This window comes from Streptomyces sp. NPDC012825, from assembly GCF_042900925.1.
GTDB lineage: Bacteria > Actinomycetota > Actinomycetes > Streptomycetales > Streptomycetaceae > Streptomyces.
This window is the reverse complement of record NZ_JBIBBZ010000006.1, coordinates 210,253-236,770: the sequence shown is the minus strand read 5'-3', so window position 1 is coordinate 236,770 and position 26,518 is coordinate 210,253. Positions and strand designations below refer to the sequence as shown.

The 26,518-nt window shown below is 73.3% G+C and carries 16 protein-coding genes and 2 pseudogenes; 11 read left to right on the top strand and 7 right to left on the bottom strand.

Going from position 1 to position 26,518, the window contains the following annotated elements:
- Nucleotides 1–457 precede the first annotated feature (457 nt).
- Nucleotides 458–1,453 carry an ADP-ribosylglycohydrolase family protein gene (locus ACFY7E_RS16600; protein ID WP_389485363.1) on the bottom strand — a complete coding sequence of 332 codons (996 nt, stop codon included), beginning with the start codon at nucleotides 1,451–1,453 and terminating at the stop codon, nucleotides 458–460.
- Nucleotides 1,454–1,710: 257 nt separating this feature from the next.
- On the opposite strand from ACFY7E_RS16600, the gene ACFY7E_RS16595 reads away from it, so the two are divergent.
- The 3 genes from ACFY7E_RS16595 (at nucleotide 1,711) to ACFY7E_RS16585 (ending at nucleotide 8,884) form a co-directional block, all read left to right on the top strand.
- On the top strand, nucleotides 1,711–2,439 hold the full coding sequence (locus ACFY7E_RS16595) for a VIT1/CCC1 transporter family protein (protein WP_383438075.1): 729 nt from the start codon (nucleotides 1,711–1,713) through the stop codon (nucleotides 2,437–2,439).
- 429 nt (nucleotides 2,440–2,868) lie between these two features.
- Nucleotides 2,869–7,431 carry a glutamate synthase large subunit gene (gltB, locus tag ACFY7E_RS16590; protein ID WP_389485361.1) on the top strand — a complete coding sequence of 1,521 codons (4,563 nt, stop codon included), beginning with the start codon at nucleotides 2,869–2,871 and terminating at the stop codon, nucleotides 7,429–7,431.
- Entirely contained in the window at nucleotides 7,424–8,884 is a 1,461-nt protein-coding gene (locus ACFY7E_RS16585) for a glutamate synthase subunit beta (protein ID WP_389485359.1), read from the top strand. The genes gltB and ACFY7E_RS16585 overlap by 8 nt, the downstream gene beginning before the upstream one ends.
- A 121-nt stretch (nucleotides 8,885–9,005) precedes the next feature.
- On the opposite strand, the gene ACFY7E_RS16580 is transcribed toward ACFY7E_RS16585, so the two are convergent.
- From ACFY7E_RS16580 to ACFY7E_RS16570, 3 genes are read right to left on the bottom strand one after another with little or no spacing between them, the layout of a single operon-like run.
- A complete protein-coding gene (locus tag ACFY7E_RS16580; RefSeq protein ID WP_389485357.1) occupies nucleotides 9,006–9,458 on the bottom strand; it encodes a hypothetical protein in 453 nt (150 codons plus the stop codon).
- Nucleotides 9,455–9,781, bottom strand: a complete 327-nt coding sequence (locus ACFY7E_RS16575; RefSeq protein ID WP_389485355.1) for a hypothetical protein — start codon at nucleotides 9,779–9,781, stop codon at nucleotides 9,455–9,457. Before ACFY7E_RS16575 ends, ACFY7E_RS16580 begins: the two co-directional genes overlap by 4 nt.
- Entirely contained in the window at nucleotides 9,778–14,943 is a 5,166-nt protein-coding gene (locus ACFY7E_RS16570; protein WP_389485353.1) for a caspase family protein, read from the bottom strand. The genes ACFY7E_RS16575 and ACFY7E_RS16570 overlap by 4 nt, the downstream gene beginning before the upstream one ends.
- A gap of 157 nt (nucleotides 14,944–15,100) precedes the next feature.
- On the opposite strand from ACFY7E_RS16570, the pseudogene ACFY7E_RS16565 reads away from it, so the two are divergent.
- The 4 genes and pseudogenes from ACFY7E_RS16565 to ACFY7E_RS16550 all read left to right on the top strand — a co-directional run.
- Nucleotides 15,101–15,814: pseudogene (locus ACFY7E_RS16565) on the top strand (vWA domain-containing protein); the annotation flags it as partial.
- A 58-nt stretch (nucleotides 15,815–15,872) separates the two neighbouring features.
- Entirely contained in the window at nucleotides 15,873–16,256 is a 384-nt protein-coding gene (locus tag ACFY7E_RS16560) for a VOC family protein (protein WP_389485351.1), read from the top strand.
- A gap of 300 nt (nucleotides 16,257–16,556) precedes the next feature.
- Nucleotides 16,557–18,218 carry a DEAD/DEAH box helicase gene (locus ACFY7E_RS16555; protein ID WP_389485349.1) on the top strand — a complete coding sequence of 554 codons (1,662 nt, stop codon included), beginning with the start codon at nucleotides 16,557–16,559 and terminating at the stop codon, nucleotides 18,216–18,218.
- Between the two features lie 145 nt (nucleotides 18,219–18,363).
- Nucleotides 18,364–18,558, top strand: a pseudogene (locus ACFY7E_RS16550) (DUF3817 domain-containing protein); the annotation flags it as partial.
- A gap of 14 nt (nucleotides 18,559–18,572) precedes the next feature.
- Here ACFY7E_RS16550 and ACFY7E_RS16545 read toward each other — a convergent pair.
- Nucleotides 18,573–20,051 (bottom strand): ankyrin repeat domain-containing protein, encoded by a 1,479-nt coding sequence (locus tag ACFY7E_RS16545; protein WP_389485347.1) that lies wholly within the window; start codon nucleotides 20,049–20,051, stop codon nucleotides 18,573–18,575.
- 68 nt (nucleotides 20,052–20,119) lie between these two features.
- Entirely contained in the window at nucleotides 20,120–21,004 is an 885-nt protein-coding gene (locus tag ACFY7E_RS16540; RefSeq protein WP_389485344.1) for a hypothetical protein, read from the bottom strand.
- A gap of 178 nt (nucleotides 21,005–21,182) precedes the next feature.
- Between ACFY7E_RS16540 and ACFY7E_RS16535 the strand changes: the two genes are divergently transcribed.
- Nucleotides 21,183–21,953 carry a S1 family peptidase gene (locus tag ACFY7E_RS16535; RefSeq protein WP_383438139.1) on the top strand — a complete coding sequence of 257 codons (771 nt, stop codon included), beginning with the start codon at nucleotides 21,183–21,185 and terminating at the stop codon, nucleotides 21,951–21,953.
- Nucleotides 21,954–22,075: 122 nt separating this feature from the next.
- Here ACFY7E_RS16535 and ACFY7E_RS16530 read toward each other — a convergent pair whose 3' ends face one another.
- Nucleotides 22,076–23,839: a beta-galactosidase family protein gene (locus ACFY7E_RS16530; RefSeq protein WP_389485342.1), complete on the bottom strand. Its 1,764-nt coding sequence runs from the start codon at nucleotides 23,837–23,839 to the stop codon at nucleotides 22,076–22,078.
- A 107-nt stretch (nucleotides 23,840–23,946) separates the two neighbouring features.
- Between ACFY7E_RS16530 and ACFY7E_RS16525 the strand changes: the two genes are divergently transcribed.
- The 3 genes from ACFY7E_RS16525 to ACFY7E_RS16515 all read left to right on the top strand — a co-directional run bounded on the left by ACFY7E_RS16525 (nucleotide 23,947) and on the right by ACFY7E_RS16515 (nucleotide 26,298).
- Entirely contained in the window at nucleotides 23,947–24,834 is an 888-nt protein-coding gene (locus ACFY7E_RS16525; protein WP_389485340.1) for a helix-turn-helix domain-containing protein, read from the top strand.
- 11 nt (nucleotides 24,835–24,845) lie between these two features.
- The gene (locus ACFY7E_RS16520; protein WP_389485338.1) at nucleotides 24,846–25,223 is read left to right on the top strand and encodes a chorismate mutase; all 378 of its coding nucleotides are present in this window, start codon (nucleotides 24,846–24,848) and stop codon (nucleotides 25,221–25,223) included.
- A gap of 82 nt (nucleotides 25,224–25,305) precedes the next feature.
- Nucleotides 25,306–26,298, top strand: coding sequence for an asparaginase (locus tag ACFY7E_RS16515; protein ID WP_389485336.1), 993 nt, complete (start codon nucleotides 25,306–25,308; stop codon nucleotides 26,296–26,298).
- Nucleotides 26,299–26,518 lie beyond the last annotated feature (220 nt).

Genomic DNA, 26,518 nt, shown 5'->3' with positions numbered 1-26,518 from the left:
TGGGCCTGGGCGGTGGGCGTCGAGGTGTGGTCGTGCGTGTCCCGCGCCGGGGGTGCCGCCGGGTCCTCGTGGATCCCGTCCAGCAGGCCGGTGCCCCGCACCGGGGCCTGTGTCCTACCTCCCCCGGAGGAGGGACCTCCCCGTCCGGTGGGACTACCGGCCACGTGGGTGGTGGGGATGCCGACGCCCGGACCGGTGCCCATGGCGGTGGGCGCGGACGGGGCGGTGCCGCCGGTTTCCGGAGCCGTACCCGCGAAGGAGGTGGAGGCTCCCGTGGCGGAGGCGATCGCCGGAGTGCCCGGGGTGGCGTCCGTGCCCACGGCCGTGACGGGGGCGCTCGGACCCGTACCCGCGTCCACGGCCGTACCGGAGGCGCTCGTACCCGCGCCCACACCCGTACCGGCCCCCGCCGCTCCCGCTCCCGCCCCCGGCAGGTCCGGCAGGTTCGTGTTCGGGTTCATGCCGCCTCCTCCGGGGTCAGGAGGTCCGCGATGTCCAGGACGTGGTAGCCGCGCATGGAGGGGAGGCAACTGCCGGTGACCGGGGTGATGGCCGTGGCCCACTCCGCCGGGATCGCCCGGGCGCCCGACATCGCACCCGCCAGGGCGCCCGCGACCGCCGCCGTGGTGTCGGCGTCGCGGCCCATGTTGACGGCGGTCAGGACGGCCGTACGGAAGTCCCCGCGGGCCGCCGCGAAGGCGCCGAACGCCAGGCCCACCGCCTCCGGGGCCAGGTCCGTCCACGGGTAGCCCCCGATGACGACCGCCGAGCGGACCTGGCGTTCGCGGACGAGCGGGTCCGGCTGGACCCGCTGGGCCGCCACGACCGCGCGGCGCAGCGAGCGGGCCGTCCACGAGTCCATCGGGACGGCGGAGAGGGCCGCCGCGATCACCGACGTCACGCTCGCCCCCGCCATCGCCGCCGCGACCCCCGCCGCGACCGCCTGACCGCCGTAGATGCCCTCGCCCTCGTGGCTGACGCTGCCGTCGATCGCGACGAGCCGGGCCGCCTCCGCCGGGCGCCCGGCGGCGAACACCCCGAACGGCGCCGCGCGCATCGCGAGGCCGTCGCTCCAGGCGTGCCGGTGCTGCGCGGAGATGGGGGCCGCGAGCCCCCGCCGGAGGTTCTCCAGGGTGCCCCGCTCCGAGAAGCCCGCGCCCCGGAAGGGCCCTTCGTCGAGGTCGGCGATCCAGCGGTGCCAGGCCCGTTCGACGTGGCGGACGGTGAGGGCCGAGCCGTGCCGGGCGAGCAGCAGCCCCGAGAAGACGGCGTACTCGGTGTCGTCCGTGCCCGTCGGGCTCTCCGTCACGAAGCCCTCGATCCGGCCCCAGCGGCGGCGGATCTCGGAGGGCCGCATGTTCTCGGCGGGCGCGCCGAGCGCGTCGCCGACGGCGAGGCCGAGGAGCGCCCCCCTCGCCCGTTCCCGCGTGTCGCATGCCGTGGTGGTGACCATGTGCGGCGGCTCCTTCCTCCGGGAGGCGCACCGTTGGCGCCCCGTTGCCTGGATCTGTGCCACCACCGCCCGCGAACTCGCCGCGGAAACGTCTCTGTCACCCGCCTGACACCCCGCCAGGATCCGGTGCTCCCGGTCAGGCGGCCCTTAGTAAGTACGGCCTGCCTTGCTGGCACGACCCTTACATCGAGCGTATTTTCGAGGGTAGTCGAGGGGGAGGCGGGCGTGTCCCGGACCGCCGTGAAGAGGGGAGCACCATGTCCATCATCGAAGCCCAGGCACCGCTGCACGAGGCCCACCGCGACAACCACACGCACCGCGACGTGAACGGTGGCTGGCTGCGTCCGGCGGTCTTCGGCGCGATGGACGGACTGGTGTCCAACCTCGCCCTGATGACCGGCGTCGCCGGCGGCGCGGTCTCCTCCGGGACCGTCGCCGTGACCGGCCTCGCGGGCCTCGCCGCCGGCGCCTTCTCCATGGCCGCCGGGGAGTACACCTCCGTCGCCTCGCAGCGCGAACTCGTGCAGGCCGAACTGGACGTGGAGCGACGCCAGTTGCGCAAGCACCCCGTCGACGAGATGGAGGAGCTCGCCGCGCTCTACGTCTCCCGGGGCGTCGAGCCCGCCCTCGCCCGCGAGGTCGCGATGCAGCTGTCGAAGGACCCCGAGCAGGCCCTGGAGATCCACGCCCGCGAGGAGCTCGGCATCGACCCCGACGACCTGCCGTCGCCCGCGGTCGCCGCGGTCTCGTCGTTCGGCTCGTTCGCGCTCGGCGCGCTGCTGCCCGTCCTGCCGTACCTGCTCGGGGCGACCACCCTCTGGCCGGCCGTGCTGCTCGCCCTCCTCGGGCTCTTCGCCTGCGGCGCCCTGGTGGCCCGGGTGACCGCGCGCGGCTGGCTCTTCAGCGGCCTGCGCCAGCTCGTCCTCGGCGGTGCCGCCGCGGCCGTCACGTACGGACTCGGCATGCTCTTCGGCGCCGCGCTGTAGCCCCGGGGCGCCCTGCTTTTCGGGCACAAGCCGCATATCGCCTGTGACGTATCTCCCTGGTCCGATCCGCCGTCGCGATGAGACACTATGCGGAGCGCTACATACATAGCCGGTTACCCGGCGGTTTCGGACCCGTGTCCAACGGGAAGGACGCATGAGCGCCAGTGGGCAACGAAGCCCACCCAGCGACGGCTCGCCGGAGATCCGGAGATCGTTCGGACCCCCTCGATCCGTCCCCGCGGGACAGTGCCTGTCACCGCACCCCACAGCTGAACCGGTACCACCGCTGCGTGTCGGCGGTGTCCGCATGTTGGAATGAGCTATCCGCTTCGCGAGAAGCCCGCCATCATGTAACCTGCACGAAATTTCGCGGAGGGCCAACGTCGTCCCTCGGCATCTGCATATGCCACGACGACGACGGGAGAGCCGATGCGTTCCGACGCCTGGTCGCCCATGGACGGTCGCCCCGCTCCGCAGGGGATGTACGACCCCCGTAACGAACACGACGCCTGCGGTGTCGGGTTCGTGGCCACCCTCACCGGTGTAGCCAGCCACGCGCTGGTGGAGCAGGCGCTGACCGTACTGCGCAACCTCGAGCACCGCGGCGCCACCGGCGCGGAGGCCGACTCCGGCGACGGCGCCGGCATCCTGCTCCAGGTCCCGGACGCCTTCCTCCGCGAGGTCGCCGGATTCGAGCTCCCCGAGGCCGGCGCGTACGCCGTCGGCATCGCCTTCCTCCCCGAGGACGGCATCGACGCCACCGTCGCGAAGATCGAGGCGATCGCCGCCGAGGAGGACCTGAACGTCCTCGGCTGGCGCGAGGTCCCCGTCGCCCCCGAGCTGCTCGGCGCCTCCGCCCGGTCCACCATGCCGGTCTTCCGCCAGCTCTTCGTGGCCGACGGGCGGAACACGGGCATCGCGCTCGACCGCAAGGCCTTCGTCCTGCGCAAGCGCGCCGAGCGCGAGGCCGCGACGTACTTCCCGTCGCTCTCCGCCCGCACCCTCGTCTACAAGGGCATGCTGACCACCGGCCAGCTGGAGCCCTTCTTCCCGGACCTGTCGGACCGCCGCTGCGCCACCGCCGTGGCCCTGGTCCACTCCCGGTTCTCCACCAACACCTTCCCGAGCTGGCCGCTGGCCCACCCGTACCGCTTCGTCGCCCACAACGGTGAGATCAACACCGTCAAGGGCAACCGGAACTGGATGACGGCCCGCGAGGCCCAGCTCGCCTCCGACGTCTTCGGCGACCGTCCGCTGGACCGGGTCTTCCCGATCTGCACCCCGGACGCCTCCGACTCGGCCTCCTTCGACGAGGTCCTGGAGCTGCTCCACCTCGGCGGCCGCTCCCTGCCGCACGCGGTCCTCATGATGGTCCCGGAGGCGTGGGAGAACCACGAGACCATGGACCCGGCCCGCCGCGCCTTCTACCAGTACCACTCCACGATGATGGAGCCCTGGGACGGCCCGGCCTGCGTCACCTTCACCGACGGCGTCCAGGTCGGCGCGGTCCTCGACCGCAACGGTCTGCGCCCCGGCCGCTACTGGGTCACCGACGACGGCCTCGTCGTCCTCTCCTCCGAGGTCGGCGTCCTCGACATCGACCCCGCCAGGGTCGTCCGCAAGGGCCGCCTCCAGCCCGGCAGGATGTTCCTCGTCGACACCGCCGAGCACCGCATCGTCGAGGACGACGAGATCAAGGCCGCCCTCGCCGCCGAGAACCCCTACGAGGAGTGGCTGGAGACCGGCGAGATCGAGCTCTCCGACCTCCCCGAGCGCGAGCACGTCGTCCACACCCACGCCTCGGTCACCCGCCGCCAGCAGACCTTCGGCTACACCGAGGAAGAACTCCGCGTCATCCTCGCCCCGATGGCCCGCACCGGCGGCGAGCCCCTCGGCTCCATGGGCACGGACTCCCCGATCGCGGCCCTGTCCGCCCGCCCGCGCCTCCTCTTCGACTACTTCACCCAGCTCTTCGCGCAGGTCACCAACCCGCCGCTCGACGCCATCCGCGAAGAGCTCGTGACCTCGCTGCGCTCCTCGCTCGGCCCCCAGGGCAACCTGCTCGACCCGACCTCCGTGTCGTGCCGCAGCGTCACCCTGCCCTTCCCGGTGATCGACAACGACGAGCTCGCCAAGCTCGTCCACATCAACGCCGACGGCGACATGCCCGGAATGAAGGCCGCGACCCTCTCCGGCCTCTACCGGGTCTCCGGCGGCGGCGACGCCCTCGCCGCCCGCATCGAGGCCATCTGCGCCGAGGCCGACACCGCCATCGAGGGCGGCGCCCGCCTCATCGTGCTCTCCGACCGGCACTCCGACGCCGAGCACGCCCCGATCCCCTCGCTGCTGCTCACCGCGGCCGTCCACCACCACCTCATCCGCACCAAGCAGCGGACCAAGGTGGGCCTGCTCATCGAGGCCGGCGACGTCCGCGAGGTCCACCACGTCGCCCTGCTCATCGGCTACGGCGCCGCCGCCGTCAACCCGTACCTCGCCATGGAGTCCGTCGAGGACCTGGTCCGCGCCGGCACCTTCATCGAGGGCCTGGAGCCCGAGCAGGCCATCCGCAACCTGATCTACGCCCTCGGCAAGGGCGTCCTCAAGGTCATGTCCAAGATGGGCATCTCCACCGTCGCCTCCTACCGCGGCGCCCAGGTCTTCGAGGCCGTCGGCCTCGACGACGAATTCGTCGCCACGTACTTCAACGGCACGGCCACCAAGATCGGCGGCGCCGGCCTCGACGTCGTCGCCCAGGAGGTCGCCGCCCGCCACGCCAAGGCGTACCCCGCCTCCGGCGTCCCCTCGGCGCACCGCGCCCTGGAGATCGGCGGCGAGTACCAGTGGCGCCGCGAGGGCGAGCCGCACCTGTTCGACCCGGAGACCGTCTTCCGCCTCCAGCACGCCACGCGCACCAAGCGGTACGACATCTTCAAGCAGTACACCGACCGGGTGAACGAGCAGTCCGAGCGCCTCATGACGCTCCGCGGCCTCTTCGGCTTCGCCGCCGAGGACCGCACCCCGATCCCGATCGACGAGGTCGAGCCCGCCTCCGAGATCGTCAAGCGCTTCTCCACCGGCGCCATGTCGTACGGCTCCATCTCCCAGGAGGCGCACGAGACCCTCGCCATCGCCATGAACCGGCTGGGCGGCAAGTCCAACACCGGCGAGGGCGGCGAGGACCCGGACCGCCTGTACGACCCGGAGCGCCGCTCCTCCATCAAGCAGGTCGCCTCCGGCCGCTTCGGCGTCACCAGCGAGTACCTGGTCAACGCCGACGACATCCAGATCAAGATGGCCCAGGGCGCCAAGCCCGGCGAGGGCGGCCAGCTGCCCGGCCACAAGGTCTACCCGTGGGTCGCCAGGACGCGTCACTCGACGCCCGGCGTCGGCCTGATCTCCCCGCCGCCGCACCACGACATCTACTCCATCGAGGACCTGGCCCAGCTGATCCACGACCTCAAGAACGCCAACCCGGTCGCCCGCATCCACGTGAAGCTGGTCTCCGAGGTCGGCGTCGGCACGGTCGCCGCCGGCGTCTCCAAGGCCCACGCGGACGTCGTCCTCATCTCCGGCCACGACGGCGGCACGGGCGCGTCTCCTCTGACGAGCCTGAAGCACGCGGGCGGCCCCTGGGAGCTCGGCCTCGCCGAGACCCAGCAGACCCTGCTGCTCAACGGCCTGCGCGACCGGATCGTCGTCCAGACCGACGGCCAGCTCAAGACCGGCCGCGACGTCGTCATCGCCGCGCTGCTCGGCGCCGAGGAGTTCGGCTTCGCCACCGCGCCGCTCGTCGTCTCCGGCTGCGTCATGATGCGCGTCTGCCACCTCGACACCTGCCCGGTCGGCATCGCCACCCAGAACCCGGTCCTGCGCGACCGCTTCTCCGGCAAGGCCGAGTACGTCGTCAACTTCTTCGAGTTCATCGCCGAGGAGGTCCGCGAGCTCCTCGCCGAGCTGGGCTTCCGCACCCTCGAAGAGGCCGTCGGCCACGCCGAGCTGCTCGACACCGGCCGCGCCGTCACCCACTGGAAGGCCCAGGGCCTCGACCTGGGGCCCCTCTTCCACGTGCCGGACCTCCCGGAGGGCGCGGTCCGCCACGCCCTGGTCGAGCAGGACCACGGCCTGGAGAAGGCCCTCGACAACGAGCTGATCCAGCTCGCCGCCGAGGCCCTGAACGCCCCCTCCGCCGAGGAGGCCCAGCCGGTCCGCGCCCAGGTCGCGATCCGCAACATCAACCGCACGGTCGGCACCATGCTCGGCCACCAGGTGACGAAGAGGTTCGGCGGCGCCGGCCTCCCGGCCGACACCGTCGACATCACCTTCACCGGCTCCGCCGGCCAGTCCTTCGGCGCCTTCCTGCCGAGCGGCGTCACGCTCCGCCTGGAGGGCGACGCCAACGACTACGTCGGCAAGGGCCTCTCCGGCGGCCGCGTGATCGTCCGCCCCGACCGGGGCGCCGACCACCTGGCCGAGTACTCCACCATCGCGGGCAACACCATCGCGTACGGCGCGACCGGCGGCGAGTTGTTCCTCCGCGGCCGCACCGGCGAGCGCTTCTGCGTCCGCAACTCCGGCGCCCTCGTCGTCTCCGAGGGCGTGGGCGACCACGGCTGCGAGTACATGACCGGCGGCACGGCCGTCGTCCTCGGCGAGACCGGGCGCAACTTCGCGGCCGGCATGTCCGGCGGCGTCGCCTACGTGATCGACCTCGACCGGGACAACGTCAACTCCGGCAACCTGGGCGCGATCGAGGCCCTGTCGGACACCGACGCGGCCTGGCTGCACGACGTCGTGCGCCGCCACCACGAGGAGACCGGCTCCACCGTCGCCGAGAAGCTCCTCGCCGACTGGGACGCCGCCGCGGCCCGGTTCAGCAAGATCATCCCCACCACGTACAAGGCAGTGCTCGCCGCCAAGGACGCCGCTGAGCTCGCCGGTCTCTCCGAGACCGAGACCACCGAGAAGATGATGGAGGCGGCGACCCATGGCTGATCCGAAGGGCTTCCTCACCACCGGTCGCGAGGTCGCCGAGACCCGTCCCGTGACCGAGCGCGTCCGCGACTGGAACGAGGTCTATGTCTCCGGCTCCCTGCTGCCGATCATCAGCAAGCAGGCCGGCCGCTGCATGGACTGCGGCATCCCGTTCTGCCACAACGGCTGCCCCCTCGGGAACCTGATCCCCGAGTGGAACGACTACGCCTACCGCGAGGACTGGTCGGCGGCGCAGGAGCGCCTGCACGCCACCAACAACTTCCCGGAGTTCACCGGCCGCCTCTGCCCGGCGCCCTGCGAGTCCGCGTGCGTGCTCGGCATCAACCAGCCGGCCGTCACCATCAAGAACGTCGAAGTCTCCATCATCGACAAGGCCTGGGACGGGGGCGACGTCAAGCCGCAGGTGCCCGAGCGCCTCTCCGGCAAGACCGCCGCCGTCATCGGCTCCGGCCCGGCCGGTCTCGCCGCCGCCCAGCAGCTGACCCGGGCCGGCCACACCGTGGTCGTGTACGAGCGCGCCGACCGCATCGGCGGCCTGCTGCGCTACGGCATCCCCGAGTTCAAGATGGAGAAGCGGCACATCAACCGCCGCATCGAGCAGATGCGCGCGGAGGGCACCAAGTTCCGCACCGGCATCGAGATCGGCCGCGACCTGACGGCGACGGACCTGCGCAAGCGGTTCGACGCGGTCGTCGTCGCCGCCGGCGCCACCACCGCCCGCGACCTGCCCGTCCCCGGCCGCGAGCTGAACGGCATCCACCAGGCGATGGAGTACCTGCCGCTCGCCAACAAGGTGGTCGAGGGCGACTTCGTGGCCCCGCCGATCACCGCCGAGGGCAAGCACGTCGTCGTCATCGGCGGCGGCGACACCGGCGCCGACTGCGTCGGCACCGCCCACCGCCAGGGCGCGGCCTCGGTCACGCAGCTGGAGATCATGCCCCGGCCGGGCGAGGAGCGGAACCCGGGCCAGCCCTGGCCGACCTTCCCCATGCTGTACAAGGTCACCTCGGCGCACGAGGAGGGCGGCGAGCGGGTCTACTCCGTCTCCACCACCCACTTCGAGGGCGACGAGGACGGCAACGTCCAGTCCCTCCACCTCGTGGAGGTCGAGTTCGTCGACGGCAGGCTGACCCAGAAGCCGGGCACGGAGCGCAAGATCCCCGCCCAGCTGGTCACCCTCGCCATGGGCTTCACCGGCACGGACGTCCAGAACGGCCTGGTCGCCCAGTTCGGCCTGGAGCTCGACGAGCGCGGCAACATCGCCCGCGACGCGGACTTCGCCACCAACGTCGACGGCGTCTTCGTCGCCGGTGACGCGGGCCGCGGCCAGTCGCTCATCGTCTGGGCCATCGCCGAGGGCCGCTCCGCCGCCCGCGGCGTGGACCGCCACCTGACCGGCGCCAGCTCCCTGCCGGCCCCGATCCGCCCGACGGACCGCTCCCTGACGGTCTGATCCCACCGGATCACCCCTTTGAACGTCCCGTACAACGACGTACGGAACTGAGCGCGGCGCCCCCCGACCTGTCCCCGACCGGACGACTGGGTGGGCGCCGCGGCGCGTTCTCGTACGGGAGTCAGCTCGCGCCCGGGAAGATCCAGGTGACCAGCGAGGCGGCGGACACGGCGAGGACGCCGACGAGGCCCATCCAGCGGGCCCAGGCGGTCATCCGCCGTACGGTACGGGCCCGGTCCCGCTCGTACCGCAGCAGGTACTCCGCGCCGGAGGGCAGCTTTCGCCCCGGCCGCTCGTGGACGGCGGAGACCATCAGCCAGGAGGCGGCGAGCAGCAGCAGGAAGGCCTCGGCGAGCAGTCCGACCACCCACCACCTCGGGCCGGTGGTCATCTTGCTCAGGTTCTCCTGCCCCTTGAGCACGAAGACGACGGTCAGCAGCCCGGTGAGGGTGGTGAGGAAGTTCCGGTACCCCTCCGCCTGCTGGAGCGCCGCCCGCAACTGCTCCGGCGGAGTCGCCATCGCCAGCACCCGCTGATCGGCGTCCCGCAGCTCCTGCGGAGTGAACTCGCTCATCGCGACAGCCCCTGCGGCGGCAGGGCGATCCAGAACGACGCCCCGCAGCCCTGCTCCACCCCGGCGGGCCGGTCCACGTGCCAGGTCTCGCACAGACACCGCGCGTACTTCGGCGCCCCGTCGTCGAGGACGTACTTTCCCGGCGCGGACGGCCCCTTGGTGACGTACTGGACGTCCTCCCAGACGCGCACGGTCACACACCGGCAGGCCGGGCACTCTCCGGTCGCCTCCACCCGGACGCCGTCCCGGGACTCCCAGAGGAAGGTGGTGACGGGGGTGGCGAGGGGGAGGTCGGTGACGCGGTAGGGGACGGTGGAGCTCATGGGCGGGATCCTCCGGGGACGGTGGCGGGAAGGTCGAGGCCGAAGAGACGGGCGTACCGCCGGAGCCGGTCGAGGACCTGCTCCTCGGTGAGGTCGGTCTCCTCGGCGCACAGGACGATGTGGTCGGGATCGACGGCGCCTTCGAGCGCGGGGGCGCGCCCGGTCAGCCGGGCGGTGAGCACGATGACGTCACGCCAGTCGGGCACGAGGTCCCGCTCGTCGCCGACGGGCTCCGGCGTGGTGACGTCGAGCCCGAGACAGCGGAAGGGCGCGTACCGCTCGTACGTCTTCGCCAGCGTCCAGCCGAAGCGGCCGGCGACGAGGACGAGGTCGAGGGGGCCGAGGGCGCCGGGGCCGAGGAGGCCGGGGTCGAAGGCGACCAGGTCGAAATTGGTCGGAGCGAAGTCCTCCAGTGCTTCGGCGTCGGGACCGGTGAAGGGACCGGGTAGGGAGGGGCCGCCGACGGGGCGAAAGACGAGGGCGGTGCGTACGGCGTCGCCGAGTCCTCTGCCCGACTGCTCGGCGAACTGGAGGAGAGCCTTGCAGGAGAGAACAGTGCGGAAGGACAGCTTGATGAAGTGCTGCTCGTCCATTTCGAACAGTGCCAGGATCTCGAAGCCGAAGGGCAACGTCCCAAGCAGGTTGGGAAGGCGGGCGACTTCCAGCGGAAGCGGTGGGGCGAGTGCCGTCAACTGTTCGATCTGCGTGTGGATCGTGCTTCTCTCCAGCACGGCCAAATAGGTCAGAAGTTCGACTCCGAGGCCTTGTGTGTCGAGGTTCCAACTCCACTTTGCGGAGGTCGGGTGCGATCGAATCGCGTCAAATAGGCGTTCGACGATCGGAGGTGGGTCGACAATTCGATCGATGTTCGGCTCGATGAGGGCGAGACAGCCGGGAGCGAGCACACCGCACGCGTCCAGATGGAGCAGATCCTGACGCAGCGAAGCGAACCCGGCGTCGATGGAGGCGCGGCGCATGGCCGAGGCGGTGCTCCACGGTCCGAGCGGGATCAACTCTTCCTCCTGCAGGAGGAGTTCACCGACCCAATAGGGAACGGTCCAGTCGGTGGTCGCCTCGGGTACCAGCGGCGCCGAAACGTTCGTGGCGGAGGCGAGAGCGTTGATCTGTTCCACCACACGGCCGACCGGGACTCCCATCTGCTGTGACTTCCGGAGGACATCGGGCAGGGTGAGGTCGCTGGTGATCCAGGAGCGCGTGTTGTTCGTGTTGTACGAGAGGAGGCGGAGTTCGTCACCGGTCAGGGGCCGATGAGCGAGTGTGGCATCCGAGACGTCCTGCCCCAAGGTGAAACCCAGTTCCCCCAGTTCCTCGATTCGTTGGACGAGTCGTGCGCGCTGTTCGACGGAGGGAGCTCGGACCAGTAGGTCCACTGCATGGACGGTTCCTGCGTGCCAGGGGTGGGCCTCCCTCTTCGTGACGGCGTCGAGGGGGACGGCCAGTTCCACGGCCTCCATCTCCGAAACGGTCCTTTCGGGGAACCGGGGAAGTTCTTCCCAGCCCGGCACGGGCACACTGTCCACCAGTTTCCGTGCGGAGACGAGCACCTCGGCCAGGGTGATGCCATGGGCCGCTGCGACGGGAAGAAGTGGGGCAAGGCGTGCCGGTGCCGGGTTCCTCCCTCCGTCGTGGAAACGGCGAGTGTCGGAGTAGGCGGTATGGAGATCGGCCATGATCGCTGTCGGGACCACGTCTCTGAGTGCGCGGACGTCCAGGGCCTCGGGCACTCGCACCCCGGTGACGGAGAAGCGCCGTTGAGCCCTTACGGCTGCCGCGAGGGACTGCTCCGTGAGCGCTGCCGCCCTCAGGGCCGCAGTCCAGGAGTCGTCGGGGACACCCCTCTCGAAGAGCAGCGCGTCCAGGCCCACGGGCGAAGGGTACCCAGGAGGCAAGAACGGTTCGCGTACGTCCTTGAACACGCCCAGGAGAGAGCCTCGCCACCGTTGGAACAAGATCCCTTCGTCCCTCCGCGCGCGAACGAAGGGGGGTCCCAGGTGGTTCCGCAGGATGAGACGCCGGTCAGAGGGCAGACACCCCACTTCGCGCGCGGGCAAGGTGGAGGAGACCAGGCTGTGCTCGGTGTACGACACCTGGAGGGTCCCCGTCACGTCGTCGCCGAGCGAGTCGAACACCGCGACCGCCAGTTTCGGTTCGCGATCGGCGAGATCCCACAGCCAGCGCAGTGACACTTCCTCGAATGCACCGGCGGCCTCGGGGACCCCAAGGAGAAGACGCTGCATCACCCCCTTCTCGTCCCAGCCGATCAGCCCGTTCCGGTCCACGGTGGGCACCGGCTGGTCCCGCTCCCGCAGGTTGAAGACGTAGCCGTCGACCTCGGGTGCGTTCTTGACGACGACGCCGTCCAAGAGCAGCTGTCCCTTGCCCTGGACGAGCCAGGCGTCCGTCCCCGCCCCGGCCGGTGCGGTCGGCCAGACCTCCGACGCCTGGAGCTGGCCCGGCGTCCACTTTGCCGAGCGGGCCGGGTTCCCCCCGCGGTCCAGTTCCACCGCCGTCACCCGGTGGTCGCTCACCCACAGCAGCTTCCGCAGCGTCTCCACCAGGGACGGCGGGGTCTCGCCGTCCGCGCTCAGGTAGAGACGGACGGTGGTGCCGCCGCGCTCCGGGGCGTCGGAGGTCTCGACGATCTCCAGGAGGCCGGAGCCGGACTGGATGGTGGCCCGGAGGGGTGCTTCCGTACGGGACGGGTTGCCGTGCAGGTCGGTGGTGGCGGTGGTGACCACCACTTCCTCCGCCAGCATGAAGTAGCTGAACACCCCGATGCCGAAGCGGCTGTTGAAGGGAGTCGGATCGATCCCCGCGCGTCGCCAGTTGCGGCGCTCCTGCACGAAGTCCGGGTCCTGCTCGTACCGCTTGCCGGCCCGGGCGAACATCGAGGTGAGCTTCTTGCGGCTCATGCCGGTGCCCGTGTCGCGGCACTCGATGTAGGGACGGTCCTCCTCGTCGTACCCCTGGACGAACTCGATCCAGGGTTCCTTCCCGGCTGTCCCGCACTTGCCGAGCCGCCGGCCGTAGTCGACGCGCAGTTGCCGGTGCCGGCAGGCGTCCAGGGCGTTCTGGTAGAGCTCCCGGACGGCGAGCATCTTGTCGCCGTACAGCTGGGTGCCCATGAGCAGGGGGCGGATCTCGTCCTCGGCGAGCCGGAAGCGCTCCAGCGGCTTGGTGTACTGGTGGTCCAGCGGCTCCAGGAACTCGGTGGTCACTTTCCGCGGGATGCCGCGCAGCAGGTACGGCGCGTCCGTACGCGTCTCCTTCCACTTCTTGTGGAGCGCCCGGACCGACGCGTCGGCGGTCGCGGCCAGTTCCTCCACGGCCGCGTGCAGCGCGGGATGGGGACAGAGGAAGTCGATGGCGAGGTCGTACGTGCCACCCGCCTGCGTCCGCGCGTGCGCGTCGGGGGACTGGAGGCGGTACTCGGCGAGGGCCACGACCACGTCCGAGGGCACCAACCGTTTGTGGGCGCCCAGATGGTCGACGAGAACGCTCGACATACGCCGGGGATCGGCAGCCAGAAGGGCGGCGAGCCAGACCAGGTACGCGAGGTCGGGGCCGCGCCACGTGTTGCCGGGCACGGCGGGGTGCGTGCTCCAGCGGAGTTCGCCGCTGTCGTTGATGCGGGGACTGCTGCCGGGGGCGACCGTGACGTGGGCGAGGACCTGCCGGACCTGGCGGTCGATCAGGGTGCGATTCTGTGGAGTGGGCTCGCCGGGGGCTCCGGCGGCGACGGCGGTCACCACCATGTCGAGCAGGTGGTCGACCGCCGGGTAGTCGCCGGTGCGGTCCCACAGCCGGTCCCAGTCGGCGATGAACCGGTGCCGCAGCCAGTGGTCGGCCGCCGCTGCCCGCTCCGGGAGGTGGCGCTGCCGCAGCGTCTCCGCCGCGAGGCCGACCTGCGAGTGCGCCCGCGCCACGTCCCGCGCGGCGTCGCACACCAGCCGGTCGTGCGAGGTGACGGCGTCCCGCCCCCGGCCGTCCTCGCGCCGGTCGATCCGGTCGGGCCGCAGTGCCGCCAGCTCGCTGAGGGCGACGGCGACGACCCCCTCGTGCAGCAGGGGCGCCGCGAGCAGCGCCGCCGTCTCGGCGGGGGAGAGGAGCTCCCGGCCGGTGAGGGCGGCGGCCTCCACGAGGTGGTCGAGCCGCTCCACGAACCGGATCGGGTACTCGGGGTCGCTCCAGGGCGTGGCGAGGGCCGAGTCCGTGCCCAGGCGGCTCTTCGCGACCTCACGGGCCAGATCGGCGAGCCGGTCCTTCACCCGCTCGTGGACGTCGGGTCCGTGCGAGGTGTGCCGCCAGAGCGCGGAGCCGGTGACGGCCTCGGTCCAGCGCTGGGTCTCCTGGGAACCCCGGCAGACGACCAGGCGCTCGGCGAGTCCTTCCGGACAACGGGACCCGACCGTCGGCGGAGGTTCCGCGAGCCTGGCGGTGAGCCGCTCGACCCGGCCGCGGACGAAGGCGTGGACCTCCTTGAACGTCTTCGGGGGACTGTTGCGGGACAGCGCCTCGGAGAGGGCGATGCCGAAGTGGCTTCCCTTCTCCGGATCCGCGTAGGCGGCCTGTCCGCGCCCGCAGGCCAGCAGCCAGGCCACGTCGCGGTAGGCGGAGTCCACCAGGGGCGTCTCGTGCGGGATCGCGGCGGAGGGCGGCTGGTCGGTGCGGCAGGTGTCCAGGCAGACGACGACCTCGACGCCCTCGGGTATCCGGCCCAGCAGGACTTCGGGCGCGGTTTCGAGGACGGTCTGGGCGATCAGGGAGCCGTCGGCACGGGGCCGCGCGTCCGAGGCGACCAGGTACTCGCGCTCACCGACGGACATGCCGTGGCCGGAGAAGTAGAGGAAGGCCGTGTCCCCGGCCCCGCAGGAGAGGAAGAACTCCTCCACCGCGCTCACGATCGACCCCACGCTCGTGTCCTGCCGCTCCGACAGGGAATGACGGGGGTGCAGCGACTCGACCGCGTAGCCGGACTCGGCGAGGGCGGCGCCCACCGTCTCGACGTCCCGGTCGACGAACCCGAGCCGGGGGAAGCGCGCGGCGAGACCGGGGTCGCGCTCCAGGAAGGCGGTCCGGCCCACGCCGACGAGCAGCGCCCGCCGTCTGCCGGCGACCGGCTCTCCGTCCGAGTCCGTCATCGAGCCCACCCTCGCCCCCGCTCCCCGCCCCGCACACCTGGGCGCCCATGATTCCAGAGGTCCACCGGGAGCGGAGCCGTACCGACGGAACGTCACGCGAAGGCTGTCGTACGCTCGACGGCACGTCGGACGCGGCCACGTACGAGGGGGAACGCCCATGGCACCGAGCCTGCGGAAGGTCGAGGAGACCGCGCCCGCGCTCGTGAGTCTCTACAAGTCGGCGGGGGAGTCGCTGCGGCGGCACGGGATCGACGGGCAGCGGGCCGCCGTCCACCTGGTCGTCGATCACTCGGGGTCGATGCGGCCGTACTACAGGAGCGGGGCCGTGCAGGCGCTCGCCGACCGGGTCCTCGGGCTCTCCGCGCACCTGGACGACGACGGGCGGGTGCCGGTGGTGTTCTTCTCCACCGATGTCGACGCGGAGAGCGAGATACGGCTCGACGACCACAAGGGACGGATCCACCGGATCGCCGCCGGGCTCGGGCACATGGGGAGGACGAACTACCACCTGGCCATGGACGCGGTCGTCGACCACTACCTGGACAGGGGGGCGACCGATCCCGCGCTCGTCGTCTTCCAGACCGACGGCGGGCCGACCAGCAAGCCGGCGGCCGAGCGGTACGTGTGCAAGGCGGCCCGGCTGCCGATCTTCTGGCAGTTCATCGGCTTCGGCGACCCCGACAGTCGGCAGTTCGACTTCCTGCGCAGACTGGACGAGCTGGACGTCCCGGGAAAACGGCCTGTCGACAACGCGGGGTTCTTCCACGCGGGACAGGACCCCGACCGGATCCTGGACGCCGAACTGTACGACCGGCTCCTCTCCGGGTTCCCGGTGTGGCTCGCCGCCGCCCGGGAACGGGGCATCATCCGGGGGTGGGAGAACCGCAAAGTGGTGGCCCCGCCCCGGCCCCGGCGGGGATCATGGCGCCATGACCTCTCTCGTACGCCACGTGACCATCGACTGCGCCGACGCCTACGCCCTCGCGTCCTTCTGGGCGCAGGTCCTCGGCTCGAAGGTCTCCGACGACGACGTGCCGGGGGACGAGGAGGCGCTCGTCGAGTCGTCCGGGGCCTCGCTCCTCTTCATCCAGGTGCCCGAGCCGAAGGTCGCGAAGAACCGGGTCCACCTCGACCTCCAGCCGCAGGACCGCACCCGTGACGAGGAGGTCGAGCGGCTCGTCGGCCTCGGGGCGACCCTCCTCGACGACCGCCGCAACCCGGACGGCACCGGCTGGGTCACCCTGGGAGACCCCGAGGGGAACGAGTTCTGCGTCGAGCGCAGCCGGGCGGAGCGCGAGACCACCGCGGTCTGATCCCCGAGTGCGGGCCGCCGGCCCCGGAGCCCCGGAGCGGTAAGCCGCCGGGGCCGGGGCGCCCAGGACGTGTGAGGTGAACCACGTCGGGGACCGCTGGGCTGGGCCGATCCGTCCGGGCATCGGGCGGGCGGGGCGGGAAGGTCCCGGGGCGCACTATTGTTCCGGTAGAGAGACGACCGGAGCCGTACCACGTGTTCCGGACAGAGCAGCCGGGGCCCGCATCGCGCAGGTGCGGGCCCCGGCTGCGCCGCGCACCGGCCAGAAGGGCTCGGCGGCGCACCGGCCAGAAAGGCACGAATGACCCGCTCCGAGCGCCCCCACAAGCGCGGCCCCCGCACCGCGCAGGCGAAGTCCACGTCCCAGCCGAAGGCCTCCCGCGGTGGCCGCCGCCCCACCGCGCCCCCGCCGCCGAGCGAGTTCACGCCGCCGGTGTCGGTGACGCCCGCGCTGCCCCCGGTGGCCTCCTTCGCCGACCTCGGCATGCCCGAGGGCCTGCTGCGGACCCTCGGCGAGCAGGGCGTCACGGAGCCGTTCCCGATCCAGGCCGCGACCCTGCCGAACTCGCTCGCGGGCCGCGACGTGCTCGGCCGGGGACGCACCGGCTCCGGCAAGACCCTCGCCTTCGGCCTCGCCCTGCTCGCCCGCACCGCGGGCCGCCGCGCCGAGCCGACCGCGCCCCTCGCCCTCGTCCTGGTGCCCACGCGCGAGCTCGCCCAGCAGGTCACCGACGCCCTCACCCCGTACGCCGGTGCCCTGCGGCTGCGGATCACCACCGTCGTCGGCGGCATGTCGATCACCCGGCAGTCGTCCGCGCTGCGCCGCGGCGCCGAGGTGCTCATCGCCACCCCCGGCCGCCTCGCCGACCTCATCGACCGCGGCGACTGCCGGCTCGACCAGGTCGCCGTCACCGTCCTCGACGAGGCCGACCAGATGGCCGACATGGGCTTCCTGCCGCAGGTCACCAAGCTCCTGAAGCAGGTCGAGCCGGGCGGCCAGCGCCTGCTGTTCTCGGCCACCCTCGACCGGAACATCGACCGCCTGGTCAAGATGTTCCTCGACGACCCGGTCGTGCACTCCGTCGACCCGTCGGCCGGTGCGGTCACCACCATGGAGCACCACGTCCTGTACGTGGCCGACGAGACCGACAAGAAGGCCGTCACCCTGCGGATCGCGGCCCGCGACGGGCGCACGATCCTCTTCCTCGACACCAAGCGGTCCGTGGACCGGCTGGTCAAGCGGCTCCTCGCCAACGGCGTACGGGCCTCCGGCCTGCACGGCGGGCGTTCGCAGCCGCAGCGCAACCGCACCCTGGACCAGTTCAAGAACGGCCAGGTCACCACGCTCGTCGCGACCAACGTGGCGGCCCGCGGCATCCACGTCGACGACCTCGACATGGTCGTGAACGTCGACCCGCCGATGGACCACAAGGACTACCTCCACCGCGGCGGCCGCACCGCCCGCGCCGGCGAGTCCGGCAGCGTCTTCACCCTGGTCCTGCCCGACCAGAAGCGCGACATGGGCCGGCTGATGTCCAACGCGGGCATCAGCCCCCGCACGGCGCAGATCAAGTCCAGCGACGAGGAACTGGCCGAGCTCACCGGCGCCCGGGAGCCCTCGGGCGTCCCGATCGTCATCGAGACCCCGCAGCCCACCCCGCCCCGCAAGCCCGCCGGGTCCGGCACCGGTGCCGGGAACGGCGGCGGTCGCCGCCGTCGCCGTCCGGCCGCCGCCGGGAACACCGGCGCCACCACGGGCACGGGCACGGGCGGAGGCCGCGGCTCCGGTACGGGCGGGGGCCGCGCTTCCGGTACGGCCGGGGGCCGTGGTTCCGGCACGGGCCGGGGCGCGGGCAGCGGTCGCGCCGCCGCCTCCACCTCCGCCGGGTCCGGCCGCGGCGGGCGCCGGACGGCGGGCACGGGCCGCTCGCGCGGTTCCCGCCCGGGAGCCGCCGACGCCTGATCCCGTACGGGACGAGGAGACCGGGCCGCGTGATCCCGCGAGGGGCGCGGCCCGGTCGTGCGTTTCCGTACCTCCTCGGTCACGACCGTGCCGCTCTTCGACGTGGGCACGGACCACGCGCTCGTCATGAGCGCTCCACGGAGCCGCCTTCGTCGTCCACGGGCTCCTGACGGTCCTGGTGGCGGTCCGGCTGAAGTGGGGGCCGGGCCGGACGACGCTCCTCGCCCTGCTCGCCGCCGTACCGCCCTTCGCGACCGTGGCGTTCGAGGCGTGGGCCCGCCGCACCGGCCGGCTCCCCGCGAGGCCGGCCCCGGCCCCGCGGCCCGCGCCCGCCCCGTAGCCGGGTGCCCGCGCTCAGCTCCGGCGCGGGGCCGTCCACTCCAGACGGGTCCTGACCCGGGGGTCCCGGACGTGTTCGAGGGCGGCGAGCGCCGTCTCGCGCGCCGCGCCGTCCGCCTCGCCGTCCGCGAGGACCGACGCGAGCGCGTCGACGGCGCGCGGGTCCTGGCGGATCGCCAGCCCGCGCGCCGCCTCCGCCGCCGTCTCCGGGTCCGCGTCGTCGAGCCGCTCGGCGAGACCCTCCCGTACGAGCGGGGTGTCGTCGGGCAGTTCGGCGAGCGCGAGCGTCGCCCAGTCCCGCACCCGGGCGTCGCCGTCCCGGCTCAGCGCGAGCAGCACCCCGAGGGCCTCGACGTGCCCGGCCGGGACGATTCCGGCCAGGGCGCCCGCGACCGCCCTCCGCACCACCGCGTCGGGATGCCCGGCGGCCGCGAGCAGTTCGGGCACGGCCGCCGGGTCCGCGCACTCCCCGAGCGCCGTGACCACCGACAGGACCGGCTCCCGCGCCGGGCCCGCGACGGTCGACGGCTCCGCCGCGAGCCGCCGCAGGACCGGCACGGCGCTCTGCGCGAAGTCCGGCAGGGCGCCCAGGACCCGAGCGCCGAGCGCCCGCCGCAGCGGGTCCCGGTAGGCGCACCAGCCGGCCGCCGCCACGAAGGTCTCCTCGTCGGCCCGGCCCGCGAGTTCGGCCACGACCGTCGTCCAGTCGTCGAGTCCGGGGTCGCCGCACCGCAGCGCCCGCGCCGCCAGCTCCTCGACGGGGGTGCGCAGGCCGAGCGAGGCCTCCAGGAGCGTGGCGATCGCCGCGTGCCCGGTCTGCCGGTCGTTGCCGCGTCCGGGGGCGCCGTCCTCCCGCAGCAGCTCCACGACGACCGTGATCCCGCCGTCCTCCCGGACCCGGCGGACCACCGCCTCGTACGTCTGCCCGCCCTCGTTCCCGGCGACGAGCCCGCGCCGCAGCTCGGCCGCGATGTCGGCGCCGATCCACCGCCGCGCCTCCCGCAGCGCGGCCTCCCGGCCGCCCGCCCCGTGGTCCAGGAGCGCCCGCACGCAGCCGGTGGAGCCGCGCCGGGCGGCGGCGAGGAGCGGGACGAGCCCGTCGGGGCCGCGCCGGTCGGGGTCGGCGCCGTGCTCCAGGAGGAGCCGCGCGACGTCGGCGTACCCGAGCTGCAGGGCCCAGGCCAGGGCGGTGAAGCCGTACCCCTCCTCCTGGTCCGCCGCCGCGCCCGCCGCCAGCAGCGCCCGTACCGTCCCGGTGTGCCCGCCGCAGGCCGCCCCGCACAGCGGCAGGTCGCCGTCCTCCTCGCCGCTGCCCCGGCCCGGATCAGCCCCGGCGGCGAGCAGCACCCGCACGATTCCGGCCTCGCCGCCGACGGCCGCCCGGTACAGGGCGGTCTCGCCGTCCTCCCGCCCCTCGGGGTCGGCCCCTTCCCGCAGGGCCCGTACGGCCCCGTCCTCGTCGCCGTCCAGGATCGCCTCGAACAACGTGCTCATGCACCGACCCTGACCCGCCGTCGGCACATGGCGCAAATCGATTGCGGTCGGACACGGGCGGAGGAGGGTCAGGCCGCGCACTCCAGGACCGTGCCGCACACCCCGCACCGGGCCCGCAGCGTCCGCCCCGCCGGGATCCGGAGCCGCTGGCGGCAGACCGGGCAGGGGAAGGAGACACCGGTCGCGGGGGCCCCGCCGTCGAAGGCGTACGGGGCGCCCTCGCCGGCCCGGCCCCGGCGCCGCTCCCAGGCGTACCGGCGGCGCTCGACCGGGCCCGCCCCGGCGAGCGGCGGCGCCGTCCGCTCCCGGCGGGCCTCCGCCCGGCCCCGTACCCACGCCTCGTACGCCACCGGGCTCGTGAACCACGGCGACGGGTCCTCGCCGAACACCTCGGCCCGCTTGGCGAGGACGTAGCCGAACTCCTCCGGGGTCAGGTAGCCGAGCCGCTGGCGCTCGACGCCGTCCTCGCGGTACGCGTCGAGCAGCAGCCAGCCGGCGCCCAGATAGGCGGCGGTCACGTCGGTGAGGATCTCGTTCTCGGCGGTGCGCGGGAAGCGCAGGCCGAGGCGGTGCAGGAGCACGTGGGTGATCTCGTGGGCGAGGACCGCGCCGATGTCCCCGCGGCGGGTCCGGAACCGCTCGTGCACCTCCACGGAGTACTCCGGTCCGGGAGCGAGTTCGACGGTGCCGGCGTACTCCATCGGCCGGAAGTCCACCGTCACCCGCGCGTCGGGCAGCCCCAGGTGCCGGACGAGGGCGCGGGCCACCCGCCGGGTGCCCCGGTGCAGGTCCTCGCCGTCGCCGAGGGCCACGTCGGCGGCGGTCACGCTGGCCGGATAACGGCGCACGCCGTCGGGGGAGAGGCGGCGGTGGAGCGCGGTGAGCGAGGCCCCGACCGCGGACCGGTGCGGAAAGCCGTGGACGACACGGTCGGCCTCGTGACGGTGCGGCATGCCGGATCCCCCCTCTCCTTCACTGTACGGTCCCTCACATCGCAGCTGGCCGAAAAGGCTTCCTTGTGACGGCGGTTGAGCGCTGTTCATAATGCGGACCACACCTTGACGGGCGCATGTCATGAACCGTCGAGGTCGACCCCCCACGAGAGAAGGCAGACACGTGACGAAGAACAGAATGGTCCGCGCGCTCCAGAAGCTGGCCGCGGCCGGCGCCGTCGTCCTCGCGGCCGTCAGCCTCCAGCCCACCACCACCGCCTCCGCCGCCCCGGCCCCCGTCGTCGGCGGCACCCGCGCCGCCCAGGGCGAGTTCCCCTGGATGGTGCGGCTCTCCATGGGCTGCGGCGGCTCGCTGATCAGCCCGCAGGTCGTCCTCACCGCCGCCCACTGTGTGAGCGGCTCCGGCAACAACACCAGCATCACCGCCACCGCCGGAGTCGTGGACCTCCAGAGCAGCAGCGCCATCAAGGTCCGGTCGACCAAGGTCCTCCAGGCCCCCGGCTACAACGGCAAGGGCAAGGACTGGGCCCTCATCAAGCTCGCCAGCCCCATCACCTCCCTGCCCAACCTGAAGCTCGCCGAGACCACCGCCTACAACAGCGGCACCTTCACGGTGGCCGGCTGGGGCGCCGCCCGTGAGGGCGGGGCGCAGCAGCGCTACCTGCTCAAGGCGAACGTCCCGTTCGTCTCCGACGCCTCCTGCCAGTCCGCCTACGGCAGCGACCTCGTCCCCAGCGAGGAGATCTGCGCCGGCTACTCCCAGGGCGGCACCGACACCTGCCAGGGCGACTCCGGCGGCCCGATGTTCCGCAAGGACAACGCCGGGGCCTGGGTCCAGGTCGGCATCGTGAGCTGGGGCGAGGGCTGCGCCCGGGCCGGCTACCCCGGCGTCTACACGGAGGTCTCGACCTTCGCCGCCGCCATCAAGTCCGCCGCCGCCACGCTGTAGCGGCAGCCCGTGAACGGGTGCTCCGGGGCGGCCTCGGCCCCGGAGCACCCCTCCCGTACACCGGGCCGGTGTGGGCCGGCCCGGTGTGCACGGCCCGCTCGCTCCTCTTATTTAATGTGCAGTCACAGGACGTCGAGCACCACCTTGGCCCCCGCGTCCCCCTCCAGCTCCAACACCCACACCTCGTTCGCCCCCTCCCGCAGCACCGGGCCCGGCACGAACAGCGCCTCCTGCGGACCGGCCGACCAGTACCGGCCCAGGCAGAAGCCGTTCACCCAGACGAAGCCCCGGGTCGCCCCCGGCAGCCGCAGCACCGCGTCCCCCGCGCCCGCCACGTCGAGGACCGCCCGGTGGAGCCCCGGGCCGCCGCCGTGGTCCGCGCCCGACGCGAACGGCACCTTCCCGACCGCCGCCGCCTCGAACGCGTCGAGCCGCAGCCCCCGCGCCCGCACCCCGTGCAGGTACTGCCGCTCGTGCCGCACGCCCCCGGTGATCCCCTTCGGCTCCGCGAGCCGCGGCCCGTAGTTGACCCGCCCCAGGGACTCCACCCACAGGTCCACCACCGCCGGGCCCGCCACCGGCTCCGCGAGCGCCACGTCCTCCCCGCCGCCCGTGTCCAGGACCCCCGCGAGGGCCCCGTCCACGTACACCACGGCCCGGTCCCGCAGCCCCGTCACCCCCAGCGGGTACGGCCGCCGGGGACCCGGCACCGCCACCCGGTAGCGGACCAGGCCCCGGTCCACCCCCAGCTCCTCGAAGACCGGCGGCACCGCCGCCACCACCTCCTCGTCGCCGAGGACCTCCAGGACCGCGTCCAGCGACGCCCACCCGGCGAAACCGCCCCGCACCGGCGCCGCGAGCCGGGGCGGGGCCTCCGGCACCTCCGGCAGCGGCCCCTGCGCGTACTCCGCGAGCACCTCGCGGAAGCGCCAGAACTTCTCCGTCGGCCGCCCCGCCTCGTCCACCGGCGCGTCGTAGTCGTACGAGGTCACCGTCGCCCGCAGCGGCCCGTCGTGCAGCTCCCCGTCCCGGTTCGCCCCCGCCCAGCCGCCGAAGTTCGTCCCCCCGTGCGCCATGTACACGTTGACCGAGGCCCCGCACTCCAGGATCTCCCGCAGCGCCCCCGCCGCGTCCGCCGCGTCCCGCACCGCGTGCTCCGTGCCCCAGTGGTCGAACCAGCCGCACCAGAACTCCATGCACATCAGCGGCCCCGACGGCCGGTGCCGCCGCAGCGCCGCGAAGCCCTCCCGCGCCCCCGAGCCGAAGTTCGCCGTCGCGAGCACCCCCGGCACCGACCCACCCGTCAGCATGTGGTCCTCCGGGCCGTCCGAGGTGAACAGCGGCACGACCACCCCGCACTCCCGCAGCAGCTCCGCCAGCCACTCCAGGTACACCGGATCGCTGCCGTAACTCCCGTACTCGTTCTCCACCTGCACCAGGACCACCGGCCCGCCCCGGTCCACCTGCCGCTCCACCACCTGCGGCAGCAGCCGCCGGAACCAGGACCCCACCGGCGCCAGGAACTCCGGGTCCCGGGTCCGCACCCGCCGCCCGAGCGGCCCGGTCAGCCAGTGCGGAAGCCCGCCGTTCTCCCACTCGGCGCAGACGTACGGACCGGGGCGCACGATCGCCCGCATCCCCGCCCGCCCCACCGCGTCCAGGAACCGGCCGAGCGCCGCCACGTCCCCGTACCGGCCGGGCTCCGGCTCGTACAGGTTCCACGGGACGTACGTCTCGACGCAGTCGAGTCCCATCGCCCGCAGCATCCCCAGCCGGTGCTCCCAGTGGCCCTCGTGCACCCGGAAGTAGTGCAGCGCCCCCGACAGCAGCCGCACCGGCCGCCCGTCGAGCAGGAAGTCCTCGTCACCCACAGCGAACGTGCTCATGGACACCACCTCACCCCCTGGCGGCGAACCCGTCCATGGACAAAGATCGTCGCAGTTTGGACGTTGGGGCCCGCCCGGCCGGGGCCCCGGGGAAGGGGCGCCACCGCATGTACCACACCTGGATGCGCTACTTCACGCCCGGCCCCGTCCACCACCGCCTCGGCCTCGTCTGCCTCGGCGTCGGGCTCCAGCACGGCACCCTGCCCACCGTCGGACCCCGCACCCTCGACCACCACGTGGCCGTCGTCGTCTCCGCCGGCGGCGGCTGGTACCGGGGCGCCGACGGACGGCGCACCGCCGTCACCGCCCCCGCCCTGATCTGGCTCACCCCCGGCGTCCCCCACCACTACGGCGCCGACCCCGGCACCGGCTGGGACGAGGCCTTCGTCGACTTCTCCGGACCCGCCGCCGCCACGTACACCGAACTCGGCTGCATCGAACCCGACCGGCCCGTCGTCCCCCTCTCCGACGCCGCCCCCGCCCGCGCCGCCATCGCCCGCATCGCCCGCGCCGCCCGTCCGGGCAACCCCCTCCTGGAGGTGGAGACCGGTGCCGCCGTCCACGAACTCCTCGTCGCCCTGCGCCGCGCCCGCGCCGACACCAACGCCGACGGCGACCCCGTCCTCACCGCCCTCGCCCGCGACGCCTTCCAGCCGCTCTCCGTCGCCGAACACGCCGCCCGCCACGGCATGACCCCCGCCGAACTGCGCACCGCCGTCCGCCGCGCCGCCGGCTGCAGCCCCAAGGACTACCTGCTCACCGTCCGCCTCGGCCGTGCCAAGGAACTCCTCGCCGCCACCGAACTGCCCGTCTCCGCCGTCGCCCGCCGCGTCGGCTACGACGACCCCGCCTACTTCTCCCGGCTCTTCACCCGCCGGGTCGGCACCGCGCCCGTCCGCTTCCGCGAGCAGCAGGGCCGGTCCGTGCCCGGCGGCTGGAGCGACCGCGTCCCGGATCCCGAACACCCGCCGACGATCCTCCCGCGATCCGTCTAAGCTCGCAGATCATGAGCGACTCCACCCCGACCTCCGCGCCGACCCCGGCACCGGCCTCCGCACAGGCCCCCGCACCGGCCTCCTCCCCGGCAGCCGACGAGGCCGTACGCGCCGAACTGACCCGGCTGCGCGACAGCATCGACAACATCGACGCGGCCGTCGTCCACATGCTCGCCGAGCGCTTCAAGTGCACCCAGCAGGTCGGCGTCCTCAAGGCCGAGCACCAGCTGCCGCCCGCCGACCCCGCCCGCGAGGCCCGCCAGATCACCCGCCTCCGGCAGCTCGCCGAGAACGCGAAACTGGACCCGGCCTTCGCCGAGAAGCTCCTCAACTTCATCATCGCCGAGGTCATCCGCCACCACGAGACGATCGCGGACGGCACCCGGTGACACCCGCCGCCCCTGGTCCCGCGCCGGTGCGCGGGAACACCGGCGGCGGGGCCGCGCCGCCCGCCCCGCACGGAGCCCCCTGATGCCCCGCGTCACCGTCTTCACCCTCGGCGGGACCGTCTCCGCCCGGGGCGGAGACGCGGCCCGCATGACCGGCCGCGAGGTGCTCGCCGGGCTCGGGGCGCCCGAGGGCGTCGACGTCGTCCTCCGCGACTTCCGCCGCGTCCCCAGCTCCTCCCTCACCCACGCCGACCTCGCCGCCCTCGCCACGGAGGTCCGCGCCACCGTCGCCGCCGGCTCCGGCGCCGTCGTCGTGCAGGGCACCGACACCCTGGAGGAGACCGCCTTCCTCCTCGACCTGCTCTGCACCACCGAGCGGCCGATCGCCGTCACCGGCGCCATGCGCCGCCCCGACCTGCCGGGCGCCGACGGCCCCGCCAACCTCGCCGCCGCGCTCGCCGTCGCCGCCGCCCCCGCCTGCCGGAACCTCGGCGTCCTCGTCGTCCTCGCCGACGAGATCCACGCCGCCCGTCACGCCCGCAAGACCCACACCACCTCGGTCGCCACCTTCGCCTCGCCCGGCGCGGGGCCCCTCGGCGCCGTCGTCGAGGGCGAACCCAGGATCCTGCTCCGCCCCGCCACCCCCGCCACGCCCCGCCCCCTGGCGTTCGACCCCGACCTCCGGGTGGCCCTGGTGACCCTCTCCCTGGGCGACCGCGGAGAACTCCTCGAAGCCGTCGACGGCCGCTTCCAGGGCCTCGTCGTCGCCGCCTTCGGCGCCGGGCACGTCCCCGCTCCGCTCGTCGGGCCCCTCGCGGCGACCGCCGCGCGGATCCCGGTCGTCCTCGCCTCCCGCACCGGCGGCGGAGCCACCCTCTCGCACACCTACCGCGGCCCCGGCTCCGAACACGACCTGCTGCGCCGCGGACTGATCCCGGCCGGACCGCTCGACCCGGCCAAGGCCCGCCTCCTCCTCCACGCCCTGCTCTCCGACGGCGCTGCGGGCCCGGCCGGCTACGACCGCCCCCGCATCACCGCCGCCTTCGCCCGCCTGAACGGCTCCGGAACCGCCTGAACGGCTCCCCGAACCACTTGAACGGCCCCCTCGAACCACTTGAACGGCTCCGGAACCGCGCCCGCACCACTCCCCGTACCGCCTCGACGCCCCGCGACCGCCCCCGCGACCCCCGTACCGCCTCGACGCCCCGCGACCACCCGAACCGAGCCCCGGACCCCCGCCCGCAAGGTTCTCCCCCTCACCCCTGCCAGCCGCCCCGGGCATCGGGCAGCATAGG

Bases quoted from the DNA above. Each gene is read 5' to 3' on its own strand.
- ACFY7E_RS16545 (WP_389485347.1), bottom strand. From the start codon at position 20,051: ATGAGCACGTTGTTCGAGGCGATCCTGGACGGCGACGAGGACGGGGCC.
- ACFY7E_RS16595 (WP_383438075.1), top strand. From the start codon at position 1,711: ATGTCCATCATCGAAGCCCAGGCACCGCTGCACGAGGCCCACCGCGAC.
- ACFY7E_RS16540 (WP_389485344.1), bottom strand. From the start codon at position 21,004: ATGCCGCACCGTCACGAGGCCGACCGTGTCGTCCACGGCTTTCCGCAC.
- ACFY7E_RS16525 (WP_389485340.1), top strand. From the start codon at position 23,947: ATGTACCACACCTGGATGCGCTACTTCACGCCCGGCCCCGTCCACCAC.
- gltB (WP_389485361.1), top strand. From the start codon at position 2,869: ATGCGTTCCGACGCCTGGTCGCCCATGGACGGTCGCCCCGCTCCGCAG.
- ACFY7E_RS16515 (WP_389485336.1), top strand. From the start codon at position 25,306: ATGCCCCGCGTCACCGTCTTCACCCTCGGCGGGACCGTCTCCGCCCGG.
- ACFY7E_RS16520 (WP_389485338.1), top strand. From the start codon at position 24,846: ATGAGCGACTCCACCCCGACCTCCGCGCCGACCCCGGCACCGGCCTCC.
- ACFY7E_RS16585 (WP_389485359.1), top strand. From the start codon at position 7,424: ATGGCTGATCCGAAGGGCTTCCTCACCACCGGTCGCGAGGTCGCCGAG.
- ACFY7E_RS16530 (WP_389485342.1), bottom strand. From the start codon at position 23,839: ATGAGCACGTTCGCTGTGGGTGACGAGGACTTCCTGCTCGACGGGCGG.
- ACFY7E_RS16570 (WP_389485353.1), bottom strand. From the start codon at position 14,943: ATGACGGACTCGGACGGAGAGCCGGTCGCCGGCAGACGGCGGGCGCTG.
- ACFY7E_RS16555 (WP_389485349.1), top strand. From the start codon at position 16,557: ATGACCCGCTCCGAGCGCCCCCACAAGCGCGGCCCCCGCACCGCGCAG.
- ACFY7E_RS16535 (WP_383438139.1), top strand. From the start codon at position 21,183: ATGGTCCGCGCGCTCCAGAAGCTGGCCGCGGCCGGCGCCGTCGTCCTC.
- ACFY7E_RS16560 (WP_389485351.1), top strand. From the start codon at position 15,873: ATGACCTCTCTCGTACGCCACGTGACCATCGACTGCGCCGACGCCTAC.
- ACFY7E_RS16580 (WP_389485357.1), bottom strand. From the start codon at position 9,458: ATGAGCGAGTTCACTCCGCAGGAGCTGCGGGACGCCGATCAGCGGGTG.
- ACFY7E_RS16600 (WP_389485363.1), bottom strand. From the start codon at position 1,453: ATGGTCACCACCACGGCATGCGACACGCGGGAACGGGCGAGGGGGGCG.
- ACFY7E_RS16575 (WP_389485355.1), bottom strand. From the start codon at position 9,781: ATGAGCTCCACCGTCCCCTACCGCGTCACCGACCTCCCCCTCGCCACC.